This window comes from Streptomyces sp. CNH189 (genome assembly GCF_000527195.1).
Map to the genome: position 1 here is coordinate 59,668 of NZ_AZUS01000004.1, position 21,812 is coordinate 81,479.

15 protein-coding genes are annotated in these 21,812 nt (G+C 71.9%); 4 read left to right on the forward strand and 11 right to left on the reverse strand.

The window, feature by feature from the left end; genetic code table 11:
- Positions 1-437: 437 nt before the first annotated feature.
- From B100_RS0107340 to B100_RS0107390, 11 genes are all read right to left on the reverse strand, one after another.
- Positions 438-4,151 carry a ThuA domain-containing protein gene (locus tag B100_RS0107340; protein ID WP_024883791.1) on the reverse strand — a complete coding sequence of 1,238 codons (3,714 nt, stop codon included), beginning with the start codon at positions 4,149-4,151 and terminating at the stop codon, positions 438-440.
- A gap of 270 nt (positions 4,152-4,421) precedes the next feature.
- Positions 4,422-5,420, reverse strand: a complete 999-nt coding sequence (locus B100_RS0107345; protein ID WP_024883792.1) for a sugar phosphate isomerase/epimerase family protein — start codon at positions 5,418-5,420, stop codon at positions 4,422-4,424.
- A 15-nt stretch (positions 5,421-5,435) separates the two neighbouring features.
- A complete protein-coding gene (locus tag B100_RS0107350; RefSeq protein WP_024883793.1) occupies positions 5,436-6,644 on the reverse strand; it encodes a Gfo/Idh/MocA family protein in 1,209 nt (402 codons plus the stop codon).
- Positions 6,645-6,723: 79 nt separating this feature from the next.
- Entirely contained in the window at positions 6,724-7,773 is a 1,050-nt protein-coding gene (locus tag B100_RS0107355; RefSeq protein ID WP_024883794.1) for a substrate-binding domain-containing protein, read from the reverse strand.
- A 17-nt stretch (positions 7,774-7,790) separates the two neighbouring features.
- A complete protein-coding gene (locus B100_RS0107360) occupies positions 7,791-8,810 on the reverse strand; it encodes an ABC transporter permease (protein WP_024883795.1) in 1,020 nt (339 codons plus the stop codon).
- A complete protein-coding gene (locus B100_RS0107365; protein WP_024883796.1) occupies positions 8,807-10,327 on the reverse strand; it encodes a sugar ABC transporter ATP-binding protein in 1,521 nt (506 codons plus the stop codon). The genes B100_RS0107360 and B100_RS0107365 overlap by 4 nt, the downstream gene beginning before the upstream one ends.
- Before the next feature lie 761 nt (positions 10,328-11,088).
- Entirely contained in the window at positions 11,089-12,270 is a 1,182-nt protein-coding gene (locus B100_RS0107370; RefSeq protein ID WP_024883797.1) for an ROK family protein, read from the reverse strand.
- 310 nt (positions 12,271-12,580) lie between these two features.
- A complete protein-coding gene (locus tag B100_RS0107375; protein WP_024883798.1) occupies positions 12,581-13,258 on the reverse strand; it encodes a GntR family transcriptional regulator in 678 nt (225 codons plus the stop codon).
- A 155-nt stretch (positions 13,259-13,413) separates the two neighbouring features.
- Positions 13,414-14,379, reverse strand: coding sequence for a beta-ketoacyl-ACP synthase III (locus tag B100_RS0107380; protein ID WP_024883799.1), 966 nt, complete (start codon positions 14,377-14,379; stop codon positions 13,414-13,416).
- A gap of 169 nt (positions 14,380-14,548) precedes the next feature.
- Positions 14,549-14,689 carry an MFS transporter small subunit gene (locus B100_RS37205; protein ID WP_199785220.1) on the reverse strand — a complete coding sequence of 47 codons (141 nt, stop codon included), beginning with the start codon at positions 14,687-14,689 and terminating at the stop codon, positions 14,549-14,551.
- Entirely contained in the window at positions 14,658-16,010 is a 1,353-nt protein-coding gene (locus B100_RS0107390; protein WP_024883800.1) for an OFA family MFS transporter, read from the reverse strand. The genes B100_RS37205 and B100_RS0107390 overlap by 32 nt, the downstream gene beginning before the upstream one ends.
- A gap of 179 nt (positions 16,011-16,189) precedes the next feature.
- Here B100_RS0107390 and B100_RS0107395 point away from each other — a divergent pair, with 179 nt between their 5' ends.
- The 4 genes from B100_RS0107395 to B100_RS0107410 are packed head-to-tail and all read left to right on the forward strand — an operon-like array spanning position 16,190 to position 21,812.
- Entirely contained in the window at positions 16,190-17,161 is a 972-nt protein-coding gene (locus B100_RS0107395) for a 2-dehydropantoate 2-reductase (RefSeq protein WP_024883801.1), read from the forward strand.
- The gene (locus B100_RS0107400; RefSeq protein ID WP_024883802.1) at positions 17,158-19,083 is read left to right on the forward strand and encodes a molybdopterin-dependent oxidoreductase; all 1,926 of its coding nucleotides are present in this window, start codon (positions 17,158-17,160) and stop codon (positions 19,081-19,083) included. Before B100_RS0107395 ends, B100_RS0107400 begins: the two co-directional genes overlap by 4 nt.
- Positions 19,084-19,089: 6 nt before the next feature.
- Complete coding sequence (locus tag B100_RS0107405; RefSeq protein ID WP_024883803.1) at positions 19,090-20,955, forward strand: NAD(P)H-dependent oxidoreductase subunit E; 1,866 nt, start codon at positions 19,090-19,092, stop codon at positions 20,953-20,955.
- Positions 20,952-21,812 (forward strand): 2Fe-2S iron-sulfur cluster-binding protein, encoded by an 861-nt coding sequence (locus B100_RS0107410; protein WP_024883804.1) that lies wholly within the window; start codon positions 20,952-20,954, stop codon positions 21,810-21,812. Before B100_RS0107405 ends, B100_RS0107410 begins: the two co-directional genes overlap by 4 nt.

Genomic DNA, 21,812 nt, shown 5'->3' on the forward strand with positions numbered 1-21,812 from the left:
CCGGGGGCCGGGCAGGTGCCCGGCCCGCGGGCCGGCACCTGCCCCGACGACCAGGACCGGTGCGCCCGGGGACCAGGCGTTATGCCTGGGCGACGGGCCGGACATGTGCTTGAGCCGTGGGCAGGTCGCTGTACCGGGGCCGGGGCTCAGGTGCTGTGCCGGACTCGGGACCGGGCGTGTGCTCGGTCCCGAGGACGAACCAGGTGCCGGGCGGAAGACCGGCGGATGCCGAACCCGAAGACCGGCGGGTGCCGAGCCACGGACCGGCGGGACACCGGGCCGGGGTCGGCGGATGCCTGGCCCAAGGGCCGACCAGGCTGCCGGCCACGTACCGGCGAGGGTGCCAGGCCACGGGCCGGCGGGGTGTCGGGCCGTGAGGCCCGGGGAGGCGGCGGGCGGAGGTCCGGCGTCCTTCGCCCGCCGCCGTTCTCGGTGCCCTAGGAGGGCAGTTCCTTCAGCTGGATGTTGCGGAAGGACACATGGTCGTCGGCCCCGTGGTTCTGCAGGCCGATGTACCCCTCGGTCAGGCTCCGCTGCGGGTCCTTGTTGGTGAAGTCGTTGATCTTGACTCCGTTGAGGAACACCTGCAGCCGCTCGCCCTGGACCTTGATCTCGTAGGAGTTCCACTGCCCCGGCGGGCGCAGCACCTGGTCACGGGCCTTGATGTTCGCCGCCTTGAACGTGTAGATCGCACCCGTGGTGCGGTCCACCGCGTCCGTCGCGTCGATCTGGACCTCGTAACCCCTGTCGACCGCGGACCACGGGTCGTCGGAGGCCGGGAAGCCCACGAAGACACCGGAGTTGTCGTCGCCGCTCATCTTCCAGTCGAGCTTGAGCGAGTACGACCCCAGCTCCTTGGCCTGGTACCAGAGCAGCCCCATGCCGCCCTCGGACTGCAGGGTGCCGTCCACGACGTTGAACTTGCCGGGGCCGGCCTGCTTCCAGCCGTCCAGGGTCTGGCCGTTGAAGATCTTCCGGTAGCCCTTGTCCGGCTTGCAGTCCGCCTTCACCTGGCCGGTGGCGTACTGCAGACCGCCGAGCAGGTGGGCGCGGAAGGCCTCGTCGGCGTACGACTCCTTGGTGTGGCCGCCGCCCGTGTAGAAGGAGCGGCCGCCGCCGTAGGCCTGGCACCAGGCGATCGGGTGGTCGCCCTTCATGTTGCCGCCCTGGTAGGTGGTCTCGTCCAAGGTGGCGAGGACCTTGGCCTGCTCACGCGGGTTGGTGCGGTAGTTGTACCACTCGTCGGTCCGCTCCCACGCGTCGTCCAGGTGGGCGGTGGCGGGGTGGTCGTGGTCCTCGACGCGCACGGTGGCCTTCTGGATGGCCGGGTGCGAGTGGAAGTACGCGCCGACGAGTCCGCCGTAGAACTCCCAGTCGTACTCGGTGTCGGCGGCGGCGTGGATGCCCAGGTAGCCGCCGCCGTTCTTGACGTAGTTCTCGAACGCCTTCTGCTGGTCGGCGTTGAGGACGTCACCGGTGGTGGACAGGAAGGCGACCGCGTCGTACTTGGCGAGGTTGGCGGTGGTGAACTGTCCGGCCTCCTCGGTGGCCGTGACCGAGATGCCGGCCGGGGCGCCGAGTTCCTTCAGGGCGGCGACGCCGGTCTCGATGGAGTCGTGCCGGAAGCCGGCGGTCTTGGAGAAGACCAGGACCTTCTTGCCCTGCTTGAACGGCTCGCTGGAGAACTCGAAGTCGTCCACGTCGTACAGCGCGCCGTCACCACCCCTGAAGACCAGGTAGATCTCGGTGGTCTTCTTCGGCAGTGCCCGCAGCGGGACGTCGACGTCCTGGAACGTCTCCCAGCTGCCGGTCGGCGGGATGTACGCCGAGCCGTGCAGCGGGCCCTCGGGCGAGCCGGAGCGCAGCTCGACGAAGCCGCCGGAGCCGCCGGAGGAGGCGCGTACGGTCATCTTCTTCTGCCCGTCGAAGCGGTAGGGGCTGAAGGAGATCCAGTCGCCGTCGTGGATGTCGCCGACGGTCTTGCCGCCGTTGGCCTGCGTCTTGTCGAAGACGTTCACGCCGGACTGGGACGTGAAGTGCTCGGCCTGGCGGTGCAGCGGCTGGACGACGGTGCGCGCGGTGCCGGTCAGCGCCTCCTGGCCGTTGGCTCCGCCGTCGGTGTAACTGGCGCCGACGACACCGTAGATGTTGGCGTTGGGGTCGTGGCCGCCGTCACCGGCGGGCGGCTTGAGGGTGCCCTCGCAGCCCGTCTCGCTGGTCAGTTCGTGGGCGTGGGAGTCGTGGCCGAGGCTGTAGGCGACCTTGACCTTGGAGCAGTCGATCGTCTCCTCGGGGTCGGTGACGGTCACCTTGAACGGCACGGGCTCGCCGAAGGCGGCCAGACTGCCGTTGCCGGGCACCTCGATCTTCACCGTCGGCTCGGTGTTGCCGACGACGATCCGGGCGCTCGCGTTGCCGGTGTTGCCCTCGGGGTCGGTGGCGGTGAACGTCGCGGTGTAGGTGCCGACCTTCTTGTACTTGTGGGTGGGGTTCAGCCCCTCGCCCTTGGTGCCGTCGCCGAAGTCCCAGGCATAGGTGAGGTCCGGGGAGTCCGCGTCCTCGGCGGTGGCGGTGAACCCGACCTTCAGGCCGGCCGCGCCGGACGTCCGGTCGGCGCTCACCCCGACGATCGGGGAGAAGCCGTCCTCGGCGTTCTCGATGCGGTACAGCCCGGAGAACTCGTCACCCTGGAACCAGGACAGGCCGTAGTCGAGGACGTAGAGCGCGCCGTCGGGGCCGAACTCCATGTCCATGATCTGGGTGCCGGTCCACGGGAAGTCGTTGATCTTCGCGACCGAGCCGTCCTCGTTCTGCTCGATGCGCTTGATCCAGCGGCGTCCGAACTCACCCGCGAAGAAGTCGCCGTCGAACTCCTCGGGGAACTTCACCGAGGACTCCAGGTCGGGGTCGTAGCGGTAGACCGGGCCGCCCATCGGGGACTCGGAACCACTGCCGAACTCCGGGACGGAGCCGTCGTCGTAGGGGATCCAGGCGGGCTGGGCGGGCGGCAGGTCGACCAGGCCGGTGTTGTGCCGCGAGGTGTTCTTCGGCGCGGAGCAGTCGAACTTCTCGCCGGAGGCGCCGGTGGCGAAGTCGTGGTCGACGTAGGCGTCGTTGTCACCGGTGCAGAACGGCCAGCCGAAGTTGGCGGCCTTCGTCACCTTGGCGAACTCGACCTGTCCGGCCGGGCCGCGGGTGGGGCTGGCGGCGCCGGCGTCGGGGCCGTAGTCACCGACGTAGACGATGCCGGTCTCCTCGTCCACGCTGATGCGGAACGGGTTGCGGAAGCCCATCGCGTAGATCTCGGGGCGGGTCTTGTCGGTGCCCGGCGGGAAGAGGTTGCCCTCCGGGACGGTGTAGGAGCCGTCCTCGGCGACCTTGATGCGCAGGATCTTGCCGCGCAGGTCGTTGGTGTTGCCGGAGCTGCGGCGCGCGTCGAACGCGGGGTTGCGGTCCGGCCGCTCGTCGATCGGCGTGTAGCCGTCGGAGGCGAAGGGGTTGGTGTCGTCGCCGGTGGACAGGTAGAGGTTGCCCTCGGCGTCGAAGTCGATGTCGCCGCCGACGTGGCAGCAGGTGCCGCGGGAGGCCGCGACGTCGAGGACCTTCTTCTCGCTGGCGAGGTCCAGGGTGCCGTTGGGGTTCAGCACGAACCGGGAGAGGCGGTTGACGCCGTCGAACTTGGCGAAGTCCGCGGCGGTGCCGTTCTCCGGGGCGTCCCCGGCGGGGGTGTCGAGCGGCGGGGCGTAGTAGAGGTAGATCGCCCGGTTGGTCTCGAAGTCGGGGTCGACCCCGACGCCCTGCAGACCCTCCTCGTCGTGGTTGTACACGTCGAGGCGGCCGGCGACCTTGGTGGTGCCGCCCGCGTCGGTGAGGCGCAGGGTGCCGTCCCGGGAGGTGTGCAGGACGCTGCGGTCCGGCAGCACGGCGAGCGACATCGGCTCGCCGGTCTCGGGCTCGCCCTTGGCGAGCGGAACCTGCTGGAACTGGCCTTCGGCGGCGGCCGGCTGGTCGTGCTCCGGGTGGCCGGGGTGGGCGCCGGCGACGGTGGCCGGGGTGCCCACGGCCAGCAGCAGGCCGGTGACGAGGGCGAGGGTGGTGCGGAAGGCGGGGCGCCTCGTGGTGCGGGTGGATTTGAGTCTTCTTCTGTGCACGAAGTCCCTCCGGGAACGGGATGGGGCCGTACGGAACAGGTGCTGATCGTGCGGTGCGTGCGGGCGCCGGGGTGCGCCGTCACCCCGGAGGCGTGGGTGTCCTGAACACTTCAGGGACGGTAACCGCGTTCTTCCGGGGGCAACACCCCTTGGACCGCGCCTGGTTCAACTTTTTCCCACGAGAGGACAAAGCGGGTTCCGGGCAGGCCGGAGCGGGGGCCGACGGCTTCGCCGGCCCCCGTCCCCGACCTGTCGTGGGACCTGGGTCGGTCAGCTGTTGAAGGCCGCGTCGAAGGACGCGGTGGGCGGGTCGAAGTCGAAGGCCTTGAGGCGCTTCAGCGCCTCCGGTGCGCCCTGGAGACGGTCCATGCCCGCGTCCTCCCACTCGACGGAGACGGGGCCCTGGTAGTCGATGGAGCGCAGCATGCGGAAGACGTCCTCCCAGGGCACGTCACCGTGGCCCGCGGAGACGAAGTCCCAGCCGCGCCGGGGGTCGCCCCACGGCAGGTGGGAGCCGAGCCGGCCGTTGCGGCCGTCCAGGCGCTTGCGGGCCTCCTTGCAGTCGACGTGGTAGATCCGGTCGCGGAAGTCCCACAGGAAGCCGACCGGGTCGAGGTCCTGCCACACGAAGTGGGACGGGTCGAAGTTCAGCCCGAACGCCGGGCGCCGGTCCACCGCGTCAAGGGCGCGCACGGTGGTCCAGTAGTCGTAGGCGATCTCGCTGGGGTGGACCTCGTGCGCGAAGCGCACGCCCTCGGCGTCGAAGACGTCCAGGATCGGGTTCCAGCGCTCGGCGAAGTCCTCGTAGCCGCGCTCGATCATCGACTCGGGGGCGGGCGGGAACATGGCGACCAGGTGCCAGATGGCGGAGCCGGTGAACCCGATGACGGTGTCGACGCCGAGGAGGGCCGCGGCGCGCGCGGTGTCCTTGATCTCGGCGGCGGCCCGCTGCCGTACGCCCTCGGGTTCGCCGTCGCCCCAGATGCGGGGCGGCAGGATGCCCTGGTGGCGTTCGTCGATGATGGCGTCGCAGACCGCCTGGCCCACCAGGTGGTTGGAGATCGCCCAGCACTTCAGGCCGTACTTGTCGAGGAGCTGGTGGCGCCCCGCCACGTAGGACGGGTCGGCGAGGGCTTTGTCCACCTCGAAGTGGTCGCCCCAGCAGGCGAGTTCGAGGCCGTCGTAGCCGAAGTCACGGGCGAGCCGGCAGACCTCCTCGAGCGGCAGGTCGGCCCACTGGCCGGTGAACAGGGTGAAGTTGCGCGGCATCCGTATCCATCCTCCTCAGGCGGCGATCGGGGTGTAGACGGCGTTCTTCTCGGCGCTCTCCTCCACCGCGGCGAGGACCCGCTGCACCTGGAGTCCGTCGGCGAAGGACGGCTCGGGGCTGCGGCCGTCGGCGACGGCGTGGACCAGGTCGCGGGCCTGGTGCGCGAAGGTGTGCTCGTAGCCGAGGCCGTGGCCCGGCGGCCACCAGGCGTCGAGGTAGGGGTGGTCGGGCTCGGTGACCAGGATCCGGCGGAAGCCGCCGTGCGTCGCGGGCGCGGTGCCGTCGTGGTACTCGAGCTCGTTGAGCCGCTCCAGGTCGAAGGCGAGCGAGCCGCGCTCGCCGTTGAGTTCGATCCGCAGCGCGTTCTTGCGTCCGGTGGCGTACCGGGTGGCCTCGAAGGACGCCAGGGCGCCGGAGGTGAACCGGCCGGTGAACAGGGCGGCGTCGTCCACGGTGACCGGCCCGGTGCCCGCCGCGGAGACGGCGGCCAGGCCGCTGCTGGACGCGGTGGGCAGCGGCCGCTCCTTGACGAACGTCTCGGTGAGCGCGGAGACGCCCGCGAGCTGCTCGCCGGCCAGGTACTGGGCGAGGTCGACGATGTGCGCGCCGAGGTCGCCGAGCGAGCCGGATCCCGCCTGTTCCCGGCGCAGCCGCCAGGTGAGCGGGAACTGCGGGTCCACCAGCCAGTCCTGGAGGTAGACCACCCGCACGTGCCGCAGGGTGCCGATGCGGCCCTCCTCCACCATCCGCCGGGCCAGCGCGGTGGCGGGCACCCGGCGGTAGTTGAAGCCGACCATGGCGACCTGGCCGCGGGCCTGCGCGTCCTGTGCGGCGCGGGCCATCGCCTCCGCCTCCGCGACGGTGTTGGCGAGGGGCTTCTCGCACAGCACGTGCTTGCCCGCGGCCAGCGCGGCCAGCGCGATCTCGGCGTGGCTGTCGCCGGGGGTGCAGATGTCGACGAGGTCGATGTCGTCGCGCTCCACCAGGGCGCGCCAGTCGGTCCCGGCCTCCGCCCAGCCGTGCCGGTCGGCCGCCGCCCGCACGGCGTCGGCGTCCCGGCCGCAGATCACGGCCATGTCGGGGCGGAGCGGCAGGTCGAAGACGCGTCCCACGGTGCGCCAGCCCTGGGAGTGGGCGGCGCCCATGAAGGCGTAACCGACCATGCCGATGCGCAGCGGTGGCTTCCCCGTTTCCGCCCCTTCGGACGCTTGCGGCTGTGCCATTCGGAAGTCCTCCTCGTCGTCGTGGCGGGCGGGGCGGTCCCCGCCCGGTGGGCTGGTCAGGCCCGTGGGGCGGGGCTCCTCACCGGAAGCCGGTGGGCATGTACTGGTCGACGTTCTCCTTGTCGACGACGGCCGAGTAGCAGGTCACCGACGAGGGAATCTCGAACTCGGCCAGGCCGCCGATGCCCTTGCCCTGGCCGAGGGCGCGGGCGAGGTCGATGGCGGAGGCGGCCATGGTCGGCGGGTACAGGACGGTGGCCTTGAGGACGCCGTTGTCGGCCTTGATGGCCTCGAACGCGGAGAGCGCCCCGGCGCCGCCCACCATCAGGAAGTCGTCCCGCCCTGCCTGCTCGATGGCGCGCAGGGCGCCCACGCCCTGGTCGTCGTCGTGGTTCCACAGCGCGTCGAACTGAGACTGGGCCTGCAGCAGCTGGGCCATCTTGGCCTGGCCGGACTCGACGGTGAACTCGGCGGCCTGGCGGGCCACCTTGCGGATGTTCGGGTAGTTCTTCAGCGCGTCGTCGAAGCCCTGGGTGCGCTGCTTGGTCAGCTCCAGGTTGTCCAGGCCGGCCAGCTCGATGACCTTGGCGTCGGACGTGTCCTTGAGCTTCTCGCCGATGTAGTGCCCGGCGTTGAGGCCCATGCCGTAGTTGTCGCCGCCGACCCAGCAGCGGTACGCCTGCGGGGTGTTGAAGATGCGGTCGAGGTTGACGACCGGGATGCCGGCGCGCATGGCCTTCAGGCCGACCTGGGTGAGCGCCTTGCCGTCGGCCGGCAGGATGACCAGGACGTCGACCTTCTTGTTGATGAGGGTCTCGATCTGGCCGATCTGCTGGGCGGTGTCGTTGGAGCCCTCGGTGCTCTCCAGCGTGACGTCGGAGTACTTCTCGGCGCGCTTCTTGGCGTTGTCGTTGATCGCGTTGAGCCAGCCGTGGTCGGCCTGCGGTCCGGCGAAGCCGATGGTGACCTGCTTGCCGGGCTTGTCGTCGGCGGCCGGCTGGTTGTCGGCGGCGGGCTCGTCGCCGCCGCTGGGCTCGTTGCTGGTGCAGCCGGTGACGAGAGCGCCGGCGGAGACGGCGGCGGCTCCGAAGAGGAGCCCTCTGCGGCTGGTGAACGTCGGCTCTGGCATGGCGGTGAACCCTTCCCTCAGGTCGTGCTCGCGGTACGCCGCTGGACCAGCACGGCGGCGACGATGATCGCGCCCTTGGCGATCTGCTGGACGTCGGTCTGCAGGTTGTTCAGGGCGAAGATGTTGGTGATGGTGGTGAAGATCAGGACGCCGAGGACGGAGCCGACGATGGTGCCGCGGCCCCCGGTGAGCAGGGTGCCGCCGATGATCGCGGCGGCGATGGCGTCGAGTTCGTAGAGGTTGCCGTTGGTGTTCTGACCGGAGCCGGCCAGCACGATCAGCAGGAACGCGGCGATGCCGCAGCACAGTCCGGACAGCAGGTACAGGTAGAGCCGCTGGCGGCGGACGTCGATGCCGGCCAGGCGGGCGGCCTCCGCGTTGCCGCCGACGGCGACGGAGCGGCGGCCGAACGTGGTGCGGTTCAGGACCAGCCAGCCGATGACGGTGACCGCGGCGAACACCAGCACCAGCGGGGGGATGCCCAGCACGTAGGCGTCGCGTTCGCCGAGGTCGAGGACGCTGTCGACGGTGACGATCTGCGTCCGCCCGTCGGTGAGCTGCAGGGCGAGGCCGCGGGCGGAGGCGAGCATGGCGAGGGTGGCGATGAACGGCACCATCCCGCCGTACGCGATGAGCACCCCGTTGACCAGGCCGCAGCCGAGCCCCACCAGGACGGCGGTGAAGAGGATGCCGGCGAAGCCGTACTCCTGGGTGGCGACGGTCGTCGCCCACACCGAGGCGAGGGCGACGATCGCGCCGACCGACAGGTCGATGCCGCCGGAGATGATCACGAAGGTCATGCCGACGGTGACGACACCGATGACGGACGCCTGGGTGAGGACCAGCTGGAGGTTGCGGGTGTCCAGGAACTGCTCCGGCTTGGTGAGGCCGCCGATCAGGATCAGTACGGCGAGCACGCCGAGCAGGGACAGGGTGCGCACGTCGGCGCGGAACAACACGGCCCGCCAGGCGGGCTGTTCGCCGGCCGACGGCACCTTGGAGGTGCTGTCCCGCGGCGGGGAGACGTTCTGCGTCATGACGCCGGGCTTCCTTCCATGACCAGGTCGAGTACACGGTGTTCGTCGAGTTCGCGGGCGGGCGCCGTGTGGACGACGGTGCCCTCGCGCAGCACCAGGACGCGGTCGGCGAGGCCGAGGACCTCGGGGACCTCGCTGGAGACCAGCAGCACGGCGAGCCCTTCGTCCGCCAACCTCCTGACGACGGCGTACAGTTCGGCCCGGGCGCCGACGTCGACGCCGCGGGTGGGTTCGTCGAGCAGCAGCACCCGGCAGCCACGCAGCAGCCAGCGGGCGAGCACGGCCTTCTGCTGGTTGCCGCCGGACAGGGTGCGCACGGGCACGTCGGGGTTGTCGGGCCGCAGGGACAGTTCGCGGACCGCCGCGCGCGCCGCCCCCAGTTCGGCGCCGCGGTCGATCCAGCCGGCCCGCGCGAAGCGGGACATCGAGGAGACGGACACGTTGCGGGTGACCGACTCCAGCATCAGCAGGGCCTGCGCCTTGCGTTCCTCGGGCGCGAGGCCGAGTCCGGCGCGGACGGCCGCGCGGACGCTGCCCGGCCGGAGGGGCCTGCCGTCGACGAGGACCCGGCCGGTGTCCGGTTTGCGGGCGCCGTAGACGGTCTCCAGGATCTCGGACCGCCCGGACCCGACGAGTCCGGCGAGACCCACGATCTCGCCGGGGCGGATTTGGAGGTCCAGCGGGGCGAACTCGCCCTGGCGGGACAGGTTCTCGACGGTCAGCACCGGTTCGCCGGTGGTCGGTGCGGCGGCGGGCCGGGGCGGGAAGACGTACTCGACGTTGCGTCCCGTCATCAGCGACACCACCTCGCTGGTGGGCGTCGACTTCGCGGGCAGCCCGCGGGCCACCGCCCTGCCGTCCTTCAGCACGGTCACGCGGTCGCCGATGCGGCGGATCTCCTCCAGGCGGTGGGAGATGTACACGACGGCGACACCGCCGGCGGTCAGGTCGCCGACGATACGGAAGAGGTTGTCGACCTCGTCCGGGTCGAGCGCGGCGGACGGCTCGTCCATCACGATCAGCCGTACGTCGTGGGAGAGGGCGCGGGCCATCGACACGATCTGCTGGTGCGCGGCGGAGAGGTCTCCGACCAGACGGCCGGGGTCGATCTCCGGGTGTCCGAGCCGCTTCAGCAGGTCGGCGGTGGACGCCTTGGCGGCCCGTCCGCGGACGACGAAGCCGGCGGCGGTGGGTTCGTGGCCGAGGTGGACGTTCTCCGCGACCGACAGGTGCTCCACCAGGTCGAGTTCCTGGTAGATGGTGGCGATGCCGAGGCGCATGGCGGCGATCGGTGAGCGCAGGATGACGTCGTCGCCGCGCCAGCGGATCGTGCCCGTGTCGGGCTGATGGGCGCCGGCCAGCACCTTGATCAGGGTGGACTTGCCGGCGCCGTTCTGGCCGAGCAAGCAGTGCACCTCGCCGGCCTGGACGTCGAGGTCGACGCCGTCCAGGGCCCGGACTCCCGGGAAGGACTTGGTGATGCCGGACATGGTGAGCAGCGGTGGTTCTGGTGCCATGCGGATTCCCCTCGGCGGGCGGTACGGGGCCGGTGGCCCCTCGCGGGGCAGGCGGTGCCTGGCCCTCGACGGGGCCGGCTGTCCCGGCCCCGCGTGGGGCAAGCGTTTTCTGGCAGGGCGGAGCTGAGCGACGGCGTGGTGTGGTTTCGCGGCGGGTGGTGCGGCTCGCACCGGAGCGGGGTGGCGCCCGCGCCGGCGGGTGGTGCGGGGCGGTGCCCGCGTCGACGGGTGGTGCGGCTCGTGCGCCGGAACGGGCGGCTTCCGTACCGGCGGGTCGTGCTGTGTGCCGACGCGGGTGGCGATCGCACCGGCACGGTTACTGCTTTGCACGCCGGCGGCGGAACGGCGTCCGCGCCGGGTGGTGCCTCGTGTGCCAGGACGGACGGCTTCCGTCCGGGCACGTCGCGCACCGCGTGCGGACGCGAGTGGCCGTCGCATCGGCACGGCGGTGCCTGACAACCGGTGCGGCTGGGTGTCGCACCGGCGAGGTGGTGCTGCCTTGCATGCCGGCGACGATGTGGCGCCCGTGCCGGCGGGTGGTGCCCTGCACGCCGGCACGGGGCGGCGCCCGTGCCGGCGGTGGTGCAGTTCGGGTCGGTGCGGGCGGGCCCGCGCCGGGTGGTGCCGGGGCGGTGCACTCGCCCCGGTCGGTGCTGGTGCCGGGCGGGCGAACCCGTCCCGGGTGGTGCCGGTGCCGGGCGGGGTGGTCCGCGCCGGGTGGTGCTGGGGGCCGGTCGCGGCGGGGCCGCCCCGGCGTGGGCCTACGCGGGTGAGAACAGGTGGTCGCTGATGAGGCGGGCCGCGCCGATGACGCCGGCGGTGGGGCCCAACTCCCCCAGGACGATGGGCAGGTTGCCCGTCGCCAGGGGCAGTGAGCCGCGGTAGACCTGGGTGCGGATCGCGGCGAGCAGGGTGTGGCCGAGGCCGGTCACCCCGCCGCCGATCACCACCAGGCCGGGGTTGAAGAAGCTGACCAGGCCGGCGATGACCTGGCCGGTGCGGTTGCCGCCCTCACGGATCAGGTCGAGGGCGGTGGCGTCACCGGCGGCGGCCGCGGCGGCGACGTCGGCGGCGCTGAGCGTGCCGTTCGCCTCCAGCCGGGTGGTGAGTTCGGCGGAGAGCCGCTGTTCGGCGGCCTCCGTCGCGTCCCGGGCCAGGGCCGCGCCGGAGAAGTGCGCCTCCAGGCAGCCCCGGTTGCCGCAGGCGCACGGACGGCCGTCGGGCACGGCCTGGATGTGCCCGATGTCGCCCGCGCTGCCCGTCGTACCGCGGTAGACGTCACCGCCGACGACGATGCCGCAGCCGATGCCTGTGCCGATCTTGACGCAGAGGAAGTCGGCGACGGTGCGGGCGACGCCCGCGTGCTGCTCCCCCAGCGCCATGAGGTTCACGTCGTTGTCGACCATGACCGGGCAGCCGAGCTCCTGGCTGAGCGCCTCCCGCACGGGGAAGCCGTCCCAGCCGGGCATGATCGGCGGCGCCACCGGGATGCCCTCGGGGAAGCGGACCGGTCCGGGGACGCCGATGCCGGCGCCGTCGAACCCCTCCGCGAGCCCGGTGGCCCTCAGCTTCGCGGCCATGGCGAGCACCTGCTCGAAGACCGCGACCGGCCCCTCGCGCACGTCCATGGGCTGGTTGATGTGCCCGAGGATCTCCAGCTCGGCGTTGGTGACGGCGACGTCGACCGAGGTCGCGCCGATGTCGACGCCGAGGAAGCGCAGGTGCGGGTTGAGGCGGATGTTGTGGGAGCGGCGGCCGCCGCGCGAGGCGGCGAGTCCGTCGGCCACGACGAGTTCCGTCTCCAGCAGCCGGTCCACCTCCACGGCCAGCTTCGACCGGGACAGGTCGACCTGGTCGCCCAGCTGGGCACGGGAGTTGGGTCCGCCGTCGCGCAGCAGCCTGAGCAGTCGTGCCTGATGGGCGTTCGCGGGTCGCGCAGTCATGCGTCTCACGAGCCCCTCCCCGCCTCGTCGGCTGTGCGCGCCGGATTCCGGCCACGTGTGTGGCGTGCCTTCGGATGGGAAAGTAGCAGCGCCTGCCGGAGGTGGGAAGAAGTCGCGCAGGAATTGCCCCCTACTTTTTCCACTCTCAGGACAAAGAGGGGGGTGCGAGGCCCTGGGAGGGCCCGGTCGGTACGGGTTCGGACGCGCCGGGACCAGGCATCGTGCGGTGCCGCGCGCCGAGGGGCGGGGCGGGCTCGACGCGCCCGGGTCGCCCGGGGTCTGGCCGGAAACCCGTATGCTTCCCGGCCCTTCAGCCGTCCGTCCGGGCGTGGTAGGACCGGCGGGTGTGCTCGGTGTGCTCCCGCATCAGGCGGGTGGCCGACTGCTCGTCGCGCGCGGCGATCGCCGCGATCAACTCCCGGTGCTCCACCCAGGACTGGGCGCCGCGCTGCCGGGCGACCGGCGTGTAGTACCAGCGCACCCGCCGGTCGACCTGGGCGGCCAGTTCGGCGAGCACGGCGTTCCCGGCCAGCTCCATCACCTTCGCGTGGAAACGGGCGTTGAGCGCCACGGCGGCGTCCACGTCGTCGGCCTCGACGGCCTCGAGCCCTTCGGCGAGGATCTCCTCCAGGGCCCGCACCCCCTCGCTGTCGGCGTTGCTCGCGGCCAGCCGGGCCGCCTCCGCCTCCAACAGGGTGCGGACGGTGAGGAGTTGGTCGGCCTCCTCCTCCGTCGGCTCGTGCACGAACGCGCCCTGGGCGGGGCGCAGGTCGACCCAGCCCTCGGTGTTGAGACGCTGCAGCGCCTCGCGCACCGGCTGGCGGGACACCCCGAGGTGGCCCGCGAGTTCGCTCTCGACGAGGTGCTGACCCGGCCGGAGGGCGCGGGTGGTGATGAGTTCGAGCAGTGCCTCGTAGACGCGGTCGCGCAGCGGGCCCGGCCGTTCGAGCCGGGGCACCGCCCCCTGGGGCAGTCCTGTCGACAACATCGGTCCCCCTCCTCGGCGGCGCCCGTGCACCCGGCGCACGAGCCGGAGACACCGCAGACGTCCTGGGTGGTGATTGTCTTTCGTCTACAGTCTACGGCGCGCCGCCGCCCCCCGTCCGGGTTGCCCTCGTCACACCGGCGTCATGTGTGGCCCGCTCACGGGCACCGCACGACCTGCCCCGCGTACGACAGGTTCCCGCCGAAGCCGAACAGCAGCACCGGGTCCCCGGCCGACACCGCTCCCTGCTCGACGAGTTTGGAGAAGGCGAGCGGAATGCTCGCGGCCGACGTGTTGCCGGAGTCGACGACATCCCGCGCGACCACCGCGTTGACCGCGCCGAGCCTGCGCGCGAGGGGTTCCACGATCCGCAGGTTGGCCTGGTGCAGGACCACCGCGGCGAGGTCCTCGGGCGTCAGCCCCGCCTTCTCGCACGCCTGCCGGGCGAACTCCGGCAGCCGGGTGGTCGCCCAGCGGTAGACGCTCTGCCCCTCCTGCGCGAACCGCGGCGGGGTCCCCTCGATCCGCACCGCGTTCCCCATCTCGGGCACCGAGCCCCACAGCACCGGCCCGATGCCGGCCCCGGCACCCTCCACGCCCTCGGCGCCGTCCTCGGTCGCCTCCACGACGGCCGCGCCCGCCCCGTCGCCGACCAGGACGCACGTGGTGCGGTCGGTCCAGTCGGTCACCTCGGACATCTTGTCGGCGCCGATCACCAGCACCCGCCGCGCCCCGCCGGCCCGCACGGCGTGGTCGGCGGTGGCGAGGGCGTGGGTGAAGCCGGCGCACACCACGTTGATGTCCATCACGGCGGGGCCGGGCATGCCGAGGCGGGCGGCGACCCGGGCGGCCATGTTGGGCGAGCGGTCGATCGCGGTGGAGGTGGCGACCAGGACCAGGTCGATCTCGGCGGGCGTGCGGCCGGCCGCGGCGAGCGCCTTGGCGGCGGCGTGCGCGGCCAGTTCGTCGACGGGCTCGTCGGGACCGGCGATGTGGCGGGTACGGATACCCACCCGGCTCGTGATCCACGCGTCGCTGGTGTCGACCAGGCCCGCCAGGTCCTCGTTGGTCAGGACCCGGGCGGGCTGGTAGTGGCCGACGGCGGTGATGCGCGAGCCGCTCATGGTGATCCCCTTGGTGATCCGGTTGCGGGATGCACCAGTCTGATCAGTGACTCACGGGTACGACCGCAGGTGAAGCGACAGGAAACGGGCGCGAGGCTTGTCGGCTTCCGTCAGCCCCCGGAAGGCTCCGTCAGGCGTCCCCGCGCCCGTTCCCTCGGCCACCGGCCGGTCACCCGGTGAACAGCTGCGTCGCCTTGCGCACCAGCTCGTACAGGCCGTAGGCGAGCGGGAGGCCCACCCAGAGCCAGGAGAAGGCGATCAGCGCGCGGCGGTCGGACTCAGGCGGACTCTGACTGCTCTCGCCGGTCATCGGCGGCCTCCTTCGGGGTCCCGGCCGGGGCGCCGGCGGCGGGTTCGTGGTGGCGGGGGTGGACGGGGCGGACCAGTTCGTTGGCGACGAAGCCGACGGCCAGCAGCCCGATCATGACGACCAGGGACACCCCGTAGAGGGACGGGCCGTGCTTGCCGGCCTCCTCCTGCCGGTCGGCGACCCAGTTGACGATGAGCGGTCCGAGGACGCCGGCCGTGGACCAGGCGGTGAGCAGCCGACCGTGGATGGCGCCCACCTGGTAGGTGCCGAACAGGTCCTTCAGGTACGCCGGGACCGTCGCGAAGCCGCCTCCGTAGAAGGACAGGATGACGAGCGCGGCCAGCACGAACAGCGGCTTGGAGGAGTCGCCCAGCGACCAGATGAGGGCGTACATCAGCGCGCCGACGCCGAGGTAGGCGCGGTAGATGTTCTTCCGGCCGATGAGGTCGGAGGTGGTGGACCAGCCGATGCGGCCCGCCATGTTGGCGGCGGACAGCAGGGCGACGAAGCCCGCGGCGGCCGTGGCGGACACCGGCGCGGAGGTGTCGGCGAAGAAGTCGGTGATCATCGGCGCGGCCTTCTCCAGGATGCCGATGCCGGCGGTCACGTTCATGCAGAGCACGAGCCACAGCAGCCAGAACTGCGGGGTGCGCACGGCGGACCGGGCGGAGACCCGCGGTCCTGCGGTGACGGCGGGCGCGTCGGCCGCCGGCCGCACGGTGGGCGGCACGCGCACCAGCAGCACGCCGAGGGACATGAAGACGGCGTACGTCAGCCCGTGCACGAGGAAGGCGTACGCGATGCCAACGTTGTCGCTTCCGAACGATTCGAGCATCTGCGCCGACCAGGGGGAGGCGATCAGCGCGCCGCCGCCGAAGCCCATGATGGCGATGCCGGTGGCCATGCCGGGCCGGTCCGGGAACCACTTGATGAGCGTCGAGACGGGCGAGATGTAGCCGATGCCCAGGCCGACGCCGCCGACGAAGCCGTAGCCGAAGACGATCAGCCAGTACTGCTCGGTGGCCGCGCCCAGCGCGGAGAGCAGGAAGCCGGAGGAGAAGCAGATCAGGGCGACGGTCATCGCCCAGCGCGGGCCCCGGCGTTCGACGAGGGTGCCGCCGAAGGCGGCGGACAGCCCGAGCATCACGATGCCGAGCTGGAAGGGCAGGGCGCTCTGGGTGCCGCTGAGGTCGAGCGCGGACTCCAGCGGCGGCTTGAACACGCTCCAGGCGTAGGCCTGGCCGATGGAGAGGTGTACGGCGAGTGCGGCGGGCGGTACGAGCCAGCGGCTCCAGCCCGGCGGTGCGACGGGGGGACTCATGAGTCCCCAACCGTAGGGAGCGACCCGCCCCTTGAGAAGACGGTTGAGCGGACAACCACCGGTACTGCACAAAGCCTTGTCGGGCCTGCCTCCATACTGTAGACAATATTTCGTCGACAGAGATTCGGCGATTCTCCCGGTTCTTCGGTATCCCTCGACCGAACGGAGCTCCCTTCGCCATGAAAGTCGCAGTCCTCGGCGCCGGGGCGATCGGCGCCTACGTCGGTGCCGCGCTCCACCGTGCGGGCGCCGACGTGCATCTCATCGCCCGTGGACCGCATCTGGCGGCCATGCGGCAGGACGGGGTCCGGGTGCTCAGCCCGCGCGGTGACTTCACCGCGCGTCCCCGTGCCACCGACGACCCGGCCGAGGTCGGCCCGGTCGACTACGTGTTCCTGGGCCTGAAGGCCAACGCGTACGCGGCGTGCGGGCCGCTGATCGAGCCGCTGCTGCACGGCACGACCGCCGTGGTGGCCGCCCAGAACGGCATCCCCTGGTGGTACTTCCACCGGCACGGCGGCCCGTACGACGGCCGCCGCCTGGAAAGCGTGGACCCCGGCGGCGCGGTCAGCGCGGTCCTCGCGCCCGAACGGGCCGTCGGCTGCGTGGTGTACGCGGCCACCGAACTCGAACGGCCCGGTGTCGTACGCCATGTCGAAGGCACCCGCTTCTCGATCGGCGAACCCGACCGCGGCGTCTCCGCGCGCTGCCGGGAGCTGAGCGAGGCGATGCGGGCGGGCGGCCTGAAGTGCCCGGTCGAGACGGACCTGCGCAACGACATCTGGCTCAAGCTGCTGGGCAACATCTCCTTCAACCCGATCAGCGCCCTGGTGCGGGCCACCATGCGGCAGATGTGCCTCCACGGCGGCACCCGCCGGGTCATCGAGACGATGATGGCCGAGACACTGGCGGTCGCCCACGCCCTCGGCTGCGAGGTCGGCGTCTCCATCGAACGGCGGCTGGCCGGCGCCGAGAAGGTCGGCGACCACCGCACCTCCACGCTCCAGGACCTGGAGCGCGGCAAACCGCTGGAGCTCGACGTGCTGCTCGCGGCCGTGGTCGAGCTGGCGGAGATCACGGGTGTCCCCGTGCCCACCCTGCGCACCGTGCACGCCCTGTCCGACCTGCTCGCGCTGAGGAGCGCCGCATGAGGAAACGCGACCGGACCCCGAAGACCTACACCCGCCTCACCCACCCCCTTGTCCGCGACTCACGGGACGAGCCGCTGCGCAGGGCCACCTGGGAGGAGGCCCTGGACCGCACCGCGCGCGAACTGTCGGCGACACGCTGCGCGTTCGGCATGTTCTCCTGCTCCCGCGCCACCAACGAGATGAACTACGTGGCGCAGAAGTTCGCCCGGGTCGTCATGGGCACCAACAACGTCGACTCCTGCAACCGCACCTGCCACGCGCCCTCGGTCGCCGGACTGTCCGCCGCGTTCGGCTCGGGCGGCGGCACCTCGTCGTACGAGGAGGTCGAGCACACCGACGTCGTCGTCATGTGGGGCTCCAACGCCCGCTTCGCGCACCCGATCTTCTTCCAGCACGTGCTGAAGGGCATCCGCAACGGCGCCCGGATGTACGCCGTCGACCCGCGCCGGACGTCCACCGCCGAGTGGGCGGAGAGCTGGCTCGGGCTCAACGTCGGCACGGACATCGCGATGGCCCACGCCATCGGCCGCGAGATCATCCACGCCGGTCTGGTCAACGAGGCGTTCGTCCGGCGGGCCACCACCGGCTACGAGGAGTACAAGGCGCTGGTCGAGCCCTGGACGCTCTCCCTCGCCGAGAAGGTCACGGGCGTCCCGGCCGCGGCGATCCGCGAACTGGCGCACGCCTACGCCCGCGCCGAACGCGCCCAGCTGTGCTGGACGCTCGGCATCACCGAGCACCACAACGGCACCGACAACGTGCGCGCCCTGATCAACCTCGCCCTGCTGACCGGGCACGTCGGCCGCTACGGCTCGGGCCTGCAGCCCCTGCGCGGCCAGAACAACGTGCAGGGCGGCGGCGACATGGGGGCGATCCCCAACCGGCTCCCCGGCTTCCAGGACCCCCTCGACGCGGGCGTGCGCGCCAAGTTCGAGGCCGCCTGGGACACCGTCATCCAGCCGCACCACGGCATGACCCTGACCGAGATGTTCGAGGCGATGGAGGACCGCTCGCTGCGTGCCGTCTACTGCATCGGCGAGAACCCGGCCCAGTCGGAGGCGGACAGCGACCAGGCCGTCCGCCGGCTGAAGGAGCTGGACTTCCTCGTCGTCCAGGACATCTTCCTCACCAGGACCGCCGAACTGGCCGACGTGGTGCTGCCCGCGACCGCCGGCTGGGCCGAGACGGAGGGCACCACCACCAACAGCGAACGCCGGGTGCAGCGCGTCCGCCGGGCCGTGACCCCGCCCGGTGAGGCGCGCGAGGACATCGACATCCTCTGCGACCTCGCCACGCGCCTCGGCCACGACTGGAAGTACGCCGACTCCGAGGCCGTCTGGAACGAACTGCGCTCGGTCTCCCCGGACCACCACGGCATGACGTACGCCCGCCTGGAGGAGCACCAGGGCATCCAGTGGCCGTGCCCGAGCACGGACGGGCTGGAACCGCCGTACCTGCACGCCCGGTTGTGGGAGAAGGACCCCGGACGCCGTGGCCGTCCGGCGCCGTTCGGGATCGTTCAGCACGACCCGCCGGTGGACCTTACCGACGAGCGGTACCCGATCCGCCTCACCACCGGGCGCCGCCTCGACTCCTACAACACCGGGGTGCAGAGCGGCTCCTTCGCCTCCCCGCTGCGGCGCGGCGAGTCCGTCGAGCTGTGCCCGGAGGACGCCGAGCGGTACGGCGTCATGGTGGGCGAGGAGGTGCGGGTGACCTCGCGGCGCGGGTCCGTGCTGGCGCCGGTGTGGGTGGACCCCGCGCTGCGGCCGGGGCTCGCCTTCATGACGTTCCACTTTCCCGACGAGGTGGACACCAACCAGCTGACGATCGAGGCGAACTGCCCGATCGCGGGGACGGCGGAGTTCAAGGCGTCGGCGATCCGGATCGAGAAGCTCCCGGCTCCGACACACGTGAGGTGAGCAAGCGTGGACCTGCACTTCGGTGACAGCAAACCGACCGACGAGGAACGCGCCGCCGTGGACGCCCTGCTGGGCCCGCCCGAGTCGTCCTGGGAGGGCGCCGACCGTTCCGAGGCGGACCTGCGGTGGGCGCGCGGCGGGCGGGCGGCGCGCGACCGCCGCGACCTGCTGCTGCCGGGGCTGCACGCGCTCAACGACCGGGTCGGCTGGATCAGCGAGGGCGCGCTGGACTACCTGTGCCGCCGGCTGACGGTCCCGCCGGCCGAGGCGTACGGGGTCGCGACCTTCTACGCCATGTTCTCCGTACGCCCGCGCCCGGCCACGGTGCTGCACGTGTGCACGGACCTGGCCTGCGCGGCGGCGGGCGCGCCGAAGCTGTGCGAGGCGGTGGAGGCCCGTCTGGGCCCGCGGTCCGGGGTGGCGGTGGAGCGCAGCCCCTGTCTGGGCCTGTGCGAGCGGGCCCCGGCGGCGCTGGTGGTCCGGGCCGGGGAGGACGTTTCCACGGCCCCTGACGGCGGAGTGCCCGGCGCCGTTCCCCGGGCCACCGCCGTGTGCGCGCCCGCCACCCCGGACGCCGTGGTCAGCGCGGCGCTCGCCCCGGAGAACGCCCCTCACGAGCCGCCGGCCGCCACGGCGGTCCCGCAGGCCGGCGATCCCGGGCTGCTGCTCCTGCGCCGCGTCGGCACCGTGGACCCGGCCGACCTGGACGACTACCGGGCGCACGGCGGCTACACCGCGCTGCGCCGCGCCTTCGCCCTCGGGCCCGCCGGGGTGATCCGGGAGGTGACCGACTCCGGTCTGCTCGGACGCGGCGGCGCCGCCTTCCCGACGGGCCGCAAGTGGCAGGCCACCGCGTCCCGGCCGGACCACCCGCACTACCTGGTCTGCAACGCCGACGAGTCCGAGCCGGGCACGTTCAAGGACCGGGTGCTGATGGAGGGCGACCCGTACGCGCTGGTCGAGGCCATGACGATCGCGGCGTACGCGACCGGCGCCCGACACGGCCACCTGTATCTGCGCGGCGAGTACCCGCGCGCCCTGGAGCGCATGGAGCATGCCATCGCCCAGGCACGGGCACGCGGCCTGCTCGGTGACGACGTCCTCGGCCAGGGCTTCTCCTTCGACATCGAGATCCGGCGCGGTGCGGGCGCCTACATCTGCGGCGAGGAGACGGCCCTGTTCAACTCCATCGAGGGGTATCGGGGCGAGCCCCGCTCCAAGCCGCCCTTCCCGGTGGAGAAGGGGCTGTTCGGCAAGCCGACCGTCGAGAACAACGTGGAGACGCTGGTCAACGTCCTGCCGATCCTCACCCTGGGCGCCCCGGCGTACGCGGCGATCGGCACGGGGGCGTCCACCGGCCCCAAGCTGTTCTGCGTCTCGGGCAGCGTGGCCCGCCCCGGGATCTACGAGCTGCCGTTCGGCGCGACCCTCGGCGAGCTCCTCACGCTCGCCGGCGTACGGGACGGTCTGCGGGCGGTGCTGCTCGGAGGGGCCGCCGGCGGATTCGTACGCCCCGACGAACTGGACATCCCCCTCACCTTCGAAGGCACCCGGGAAGCCGGCACCACCCTCGGCTCCGGAGTCGTCATGGCCTTCGACGACACCGTCCCGCTCCCCCGTCTCCTGCTGCGCATCGCGGAGTTCTTCCGTGACGAGTCCTGCGGGCAGTGCGTGCCCTGCCGGGTCGGCACGGTCCGCCAGGAGGAGGCGCTGCACCGGATCGCCGAGCGCACCGGCGCGGACGCCGCCGCCGACATCACCCTGCTGCGCGAGGTCGGGCGCGCGATGCGTGACGCCTCGATCTGCGGTCTGGGCCAGACCGCGTGGAACGCCGTGGAATCCGCCATCGACCGTCTGGGGGCGTACGAATGACCGTGACACCGCTGGGGATCCCCCGCCGCCTGCTGGAGTTCACCCTGGACGGCGAGCCGGTCCGGGCGCCCGAGGGATCGACGATCCTGGACGCCTGCCGGGCCGCGGGGAAGGACATCCCGACGCTGTGCGAGGGCGACACGCTCACCCCGAAGAACGCCTGCCGGGTGTGCGTGGTGGAGGTCGAGGGCTCGCGCACCCTGGTCCCCGCCTGCTCGCGCAGGGCGGAGGCGGGCATGGAGGTGCGTACCGGCACCGAGCGGGCGCGGCACAGCCGCAAGGTCGTCCTGGAGCTCCTCGCCTCGTCGGTCGACCTGTCGACGACGCCCCGGGTCGCCGAATGGCTCAAGGAGTACGAGGCGAAACCGGACCGCTTCGGACCGGACGCGGCCCGGTTGAACGAGGAGCCCCGGGTCGACAACGACCTCTACGTGCGCGACTACGGCAAATGCATCCTCTGCTACAAGTGCGTGGACGCCTGCGGCGACCAGTGGCAGAACACCTTCGCGATCTCCGTCGCCGGGCGCGGTTTCGACTCCCGTATCGCGGTGGAGCACGACGCCCCGCTGACCGACTCGGCGTGCGTGTACTGCGGCAACTGCATCGAGGTCTGCCCTACGGGGGCGCTGTCGTTCAAGTCGGAGTTCGACATGCGGGGGGCGGGTACGTGGGACGAGTCGCGGCAGACGCGCACGACGACCGTGTGCGCCTACTGCGGCGTGGGCTGCAACCTGACGCTCCATGTGCAGGACAATGAGATCGTGAAGGTCACGTCGCCGCACGACAACCCGGTGACCCACGGCAACCTGTGCATCAAGGGCCGGTTCGGCTACCAGCACGTGCAGAACCGGGACTGA

Excerpts from the sequence above, each read along its gene's own strand:
- B100_RS0107345 (WP_024883792.1), bottom strand. The coding sequence starts at position 5,420 with ATGCCGCGCAACTTCACCCTGTTCACCGGCCAGTGGGCCGACCTGCCG.
- B100_RS0107350 (WP_024883793.1), bottom strand. The coding sequence starts at position 6,644 with ATGGCACAGCCGCAAGCGTCCGAAGGGGCGGAAACGGGGAAGCCACCG.
- B100_RS0107355 (WP_024883794.1), bottom strand. The coding sequence starts at position 7,773 with ATGCCAGAGCCGACGTTCACCAGCCGCAGAGGGCTCCTCTTCGGAGCC.
- B100_RS0107360 (WP_024883795.1), bottom strand. The coding sequence starts at position 8,810 with ATGACGCAGAACGTCTCCCCGCCGCGGGACAGCACCTCCAAGGTGCCG.
- B100_RS0107365 (WP_024883796.1), bottom strand. The coding sequence starts at position 10,327 with ATGGCACCAGAACCACCGCTGCTCACCATGTCCGGCATCACCAAGTCC.
- B100_RS0107370 (WP_024883797.1), bottom strand. The coding sequence starts at position 12,270 with ATGACTGCGCGACCCGCGAACGCCCATCAGGCACGACTGCTCAGGCTG.
- B100_RS0107375 (WP_024883798.1), bottom strand. The coding sequence starts at position 13,258 with ATGTTGTCGACAGGACTGCCCCAGGGGGCGGTGCCCCGGCTCGAACGG.
- B100_RS0107380 (WP_024883799.1), bottom strand. The coding sequence starts at position 14,379 with ATGAGCGGCTCGCGCATCACCGCCGTCGGCCACTACCAGCCCGCCCGG.
- B100_RS37205 (WP_199785220.1), bottom strand. The coding sequence starts at position 14,689 with ATGACCGGCGAGAGCAGTCAGAGTCCGCCTGAGTCCGACCGCCGCGCG.
- B100_RS0107390 (WP_024883800.1), bottom strand. The coding sequence starts at position 16,010 with ATGAGTCCCCCCGTCGCACCGCCGGGCTGGAGCCGCTGGCTCGTACCG.
- B100_RS0107395 (WP_024883801.1), top strand. The coding sequence starts at position 16,190 with ATGAAAGTCGCAGTCCTCGGCGCCGGGGCGATCGGCGCCTACGTCGGT.
- B100_RS0107400 (WP_024883802.1), top strand. The coding sequence starts at position 17,158 with ATGAGGAAACGCGACCGGACCCCGAAGACCTACACCCGCCTCACCCAC.
- B100_RS0107410 (WP_024883804.1), top strand. The coding sequence starts at position 20,952 with ATGACCGTGACACCGCTGGGGATCCCCCGCCGCCTGCTGGAGTTCACC.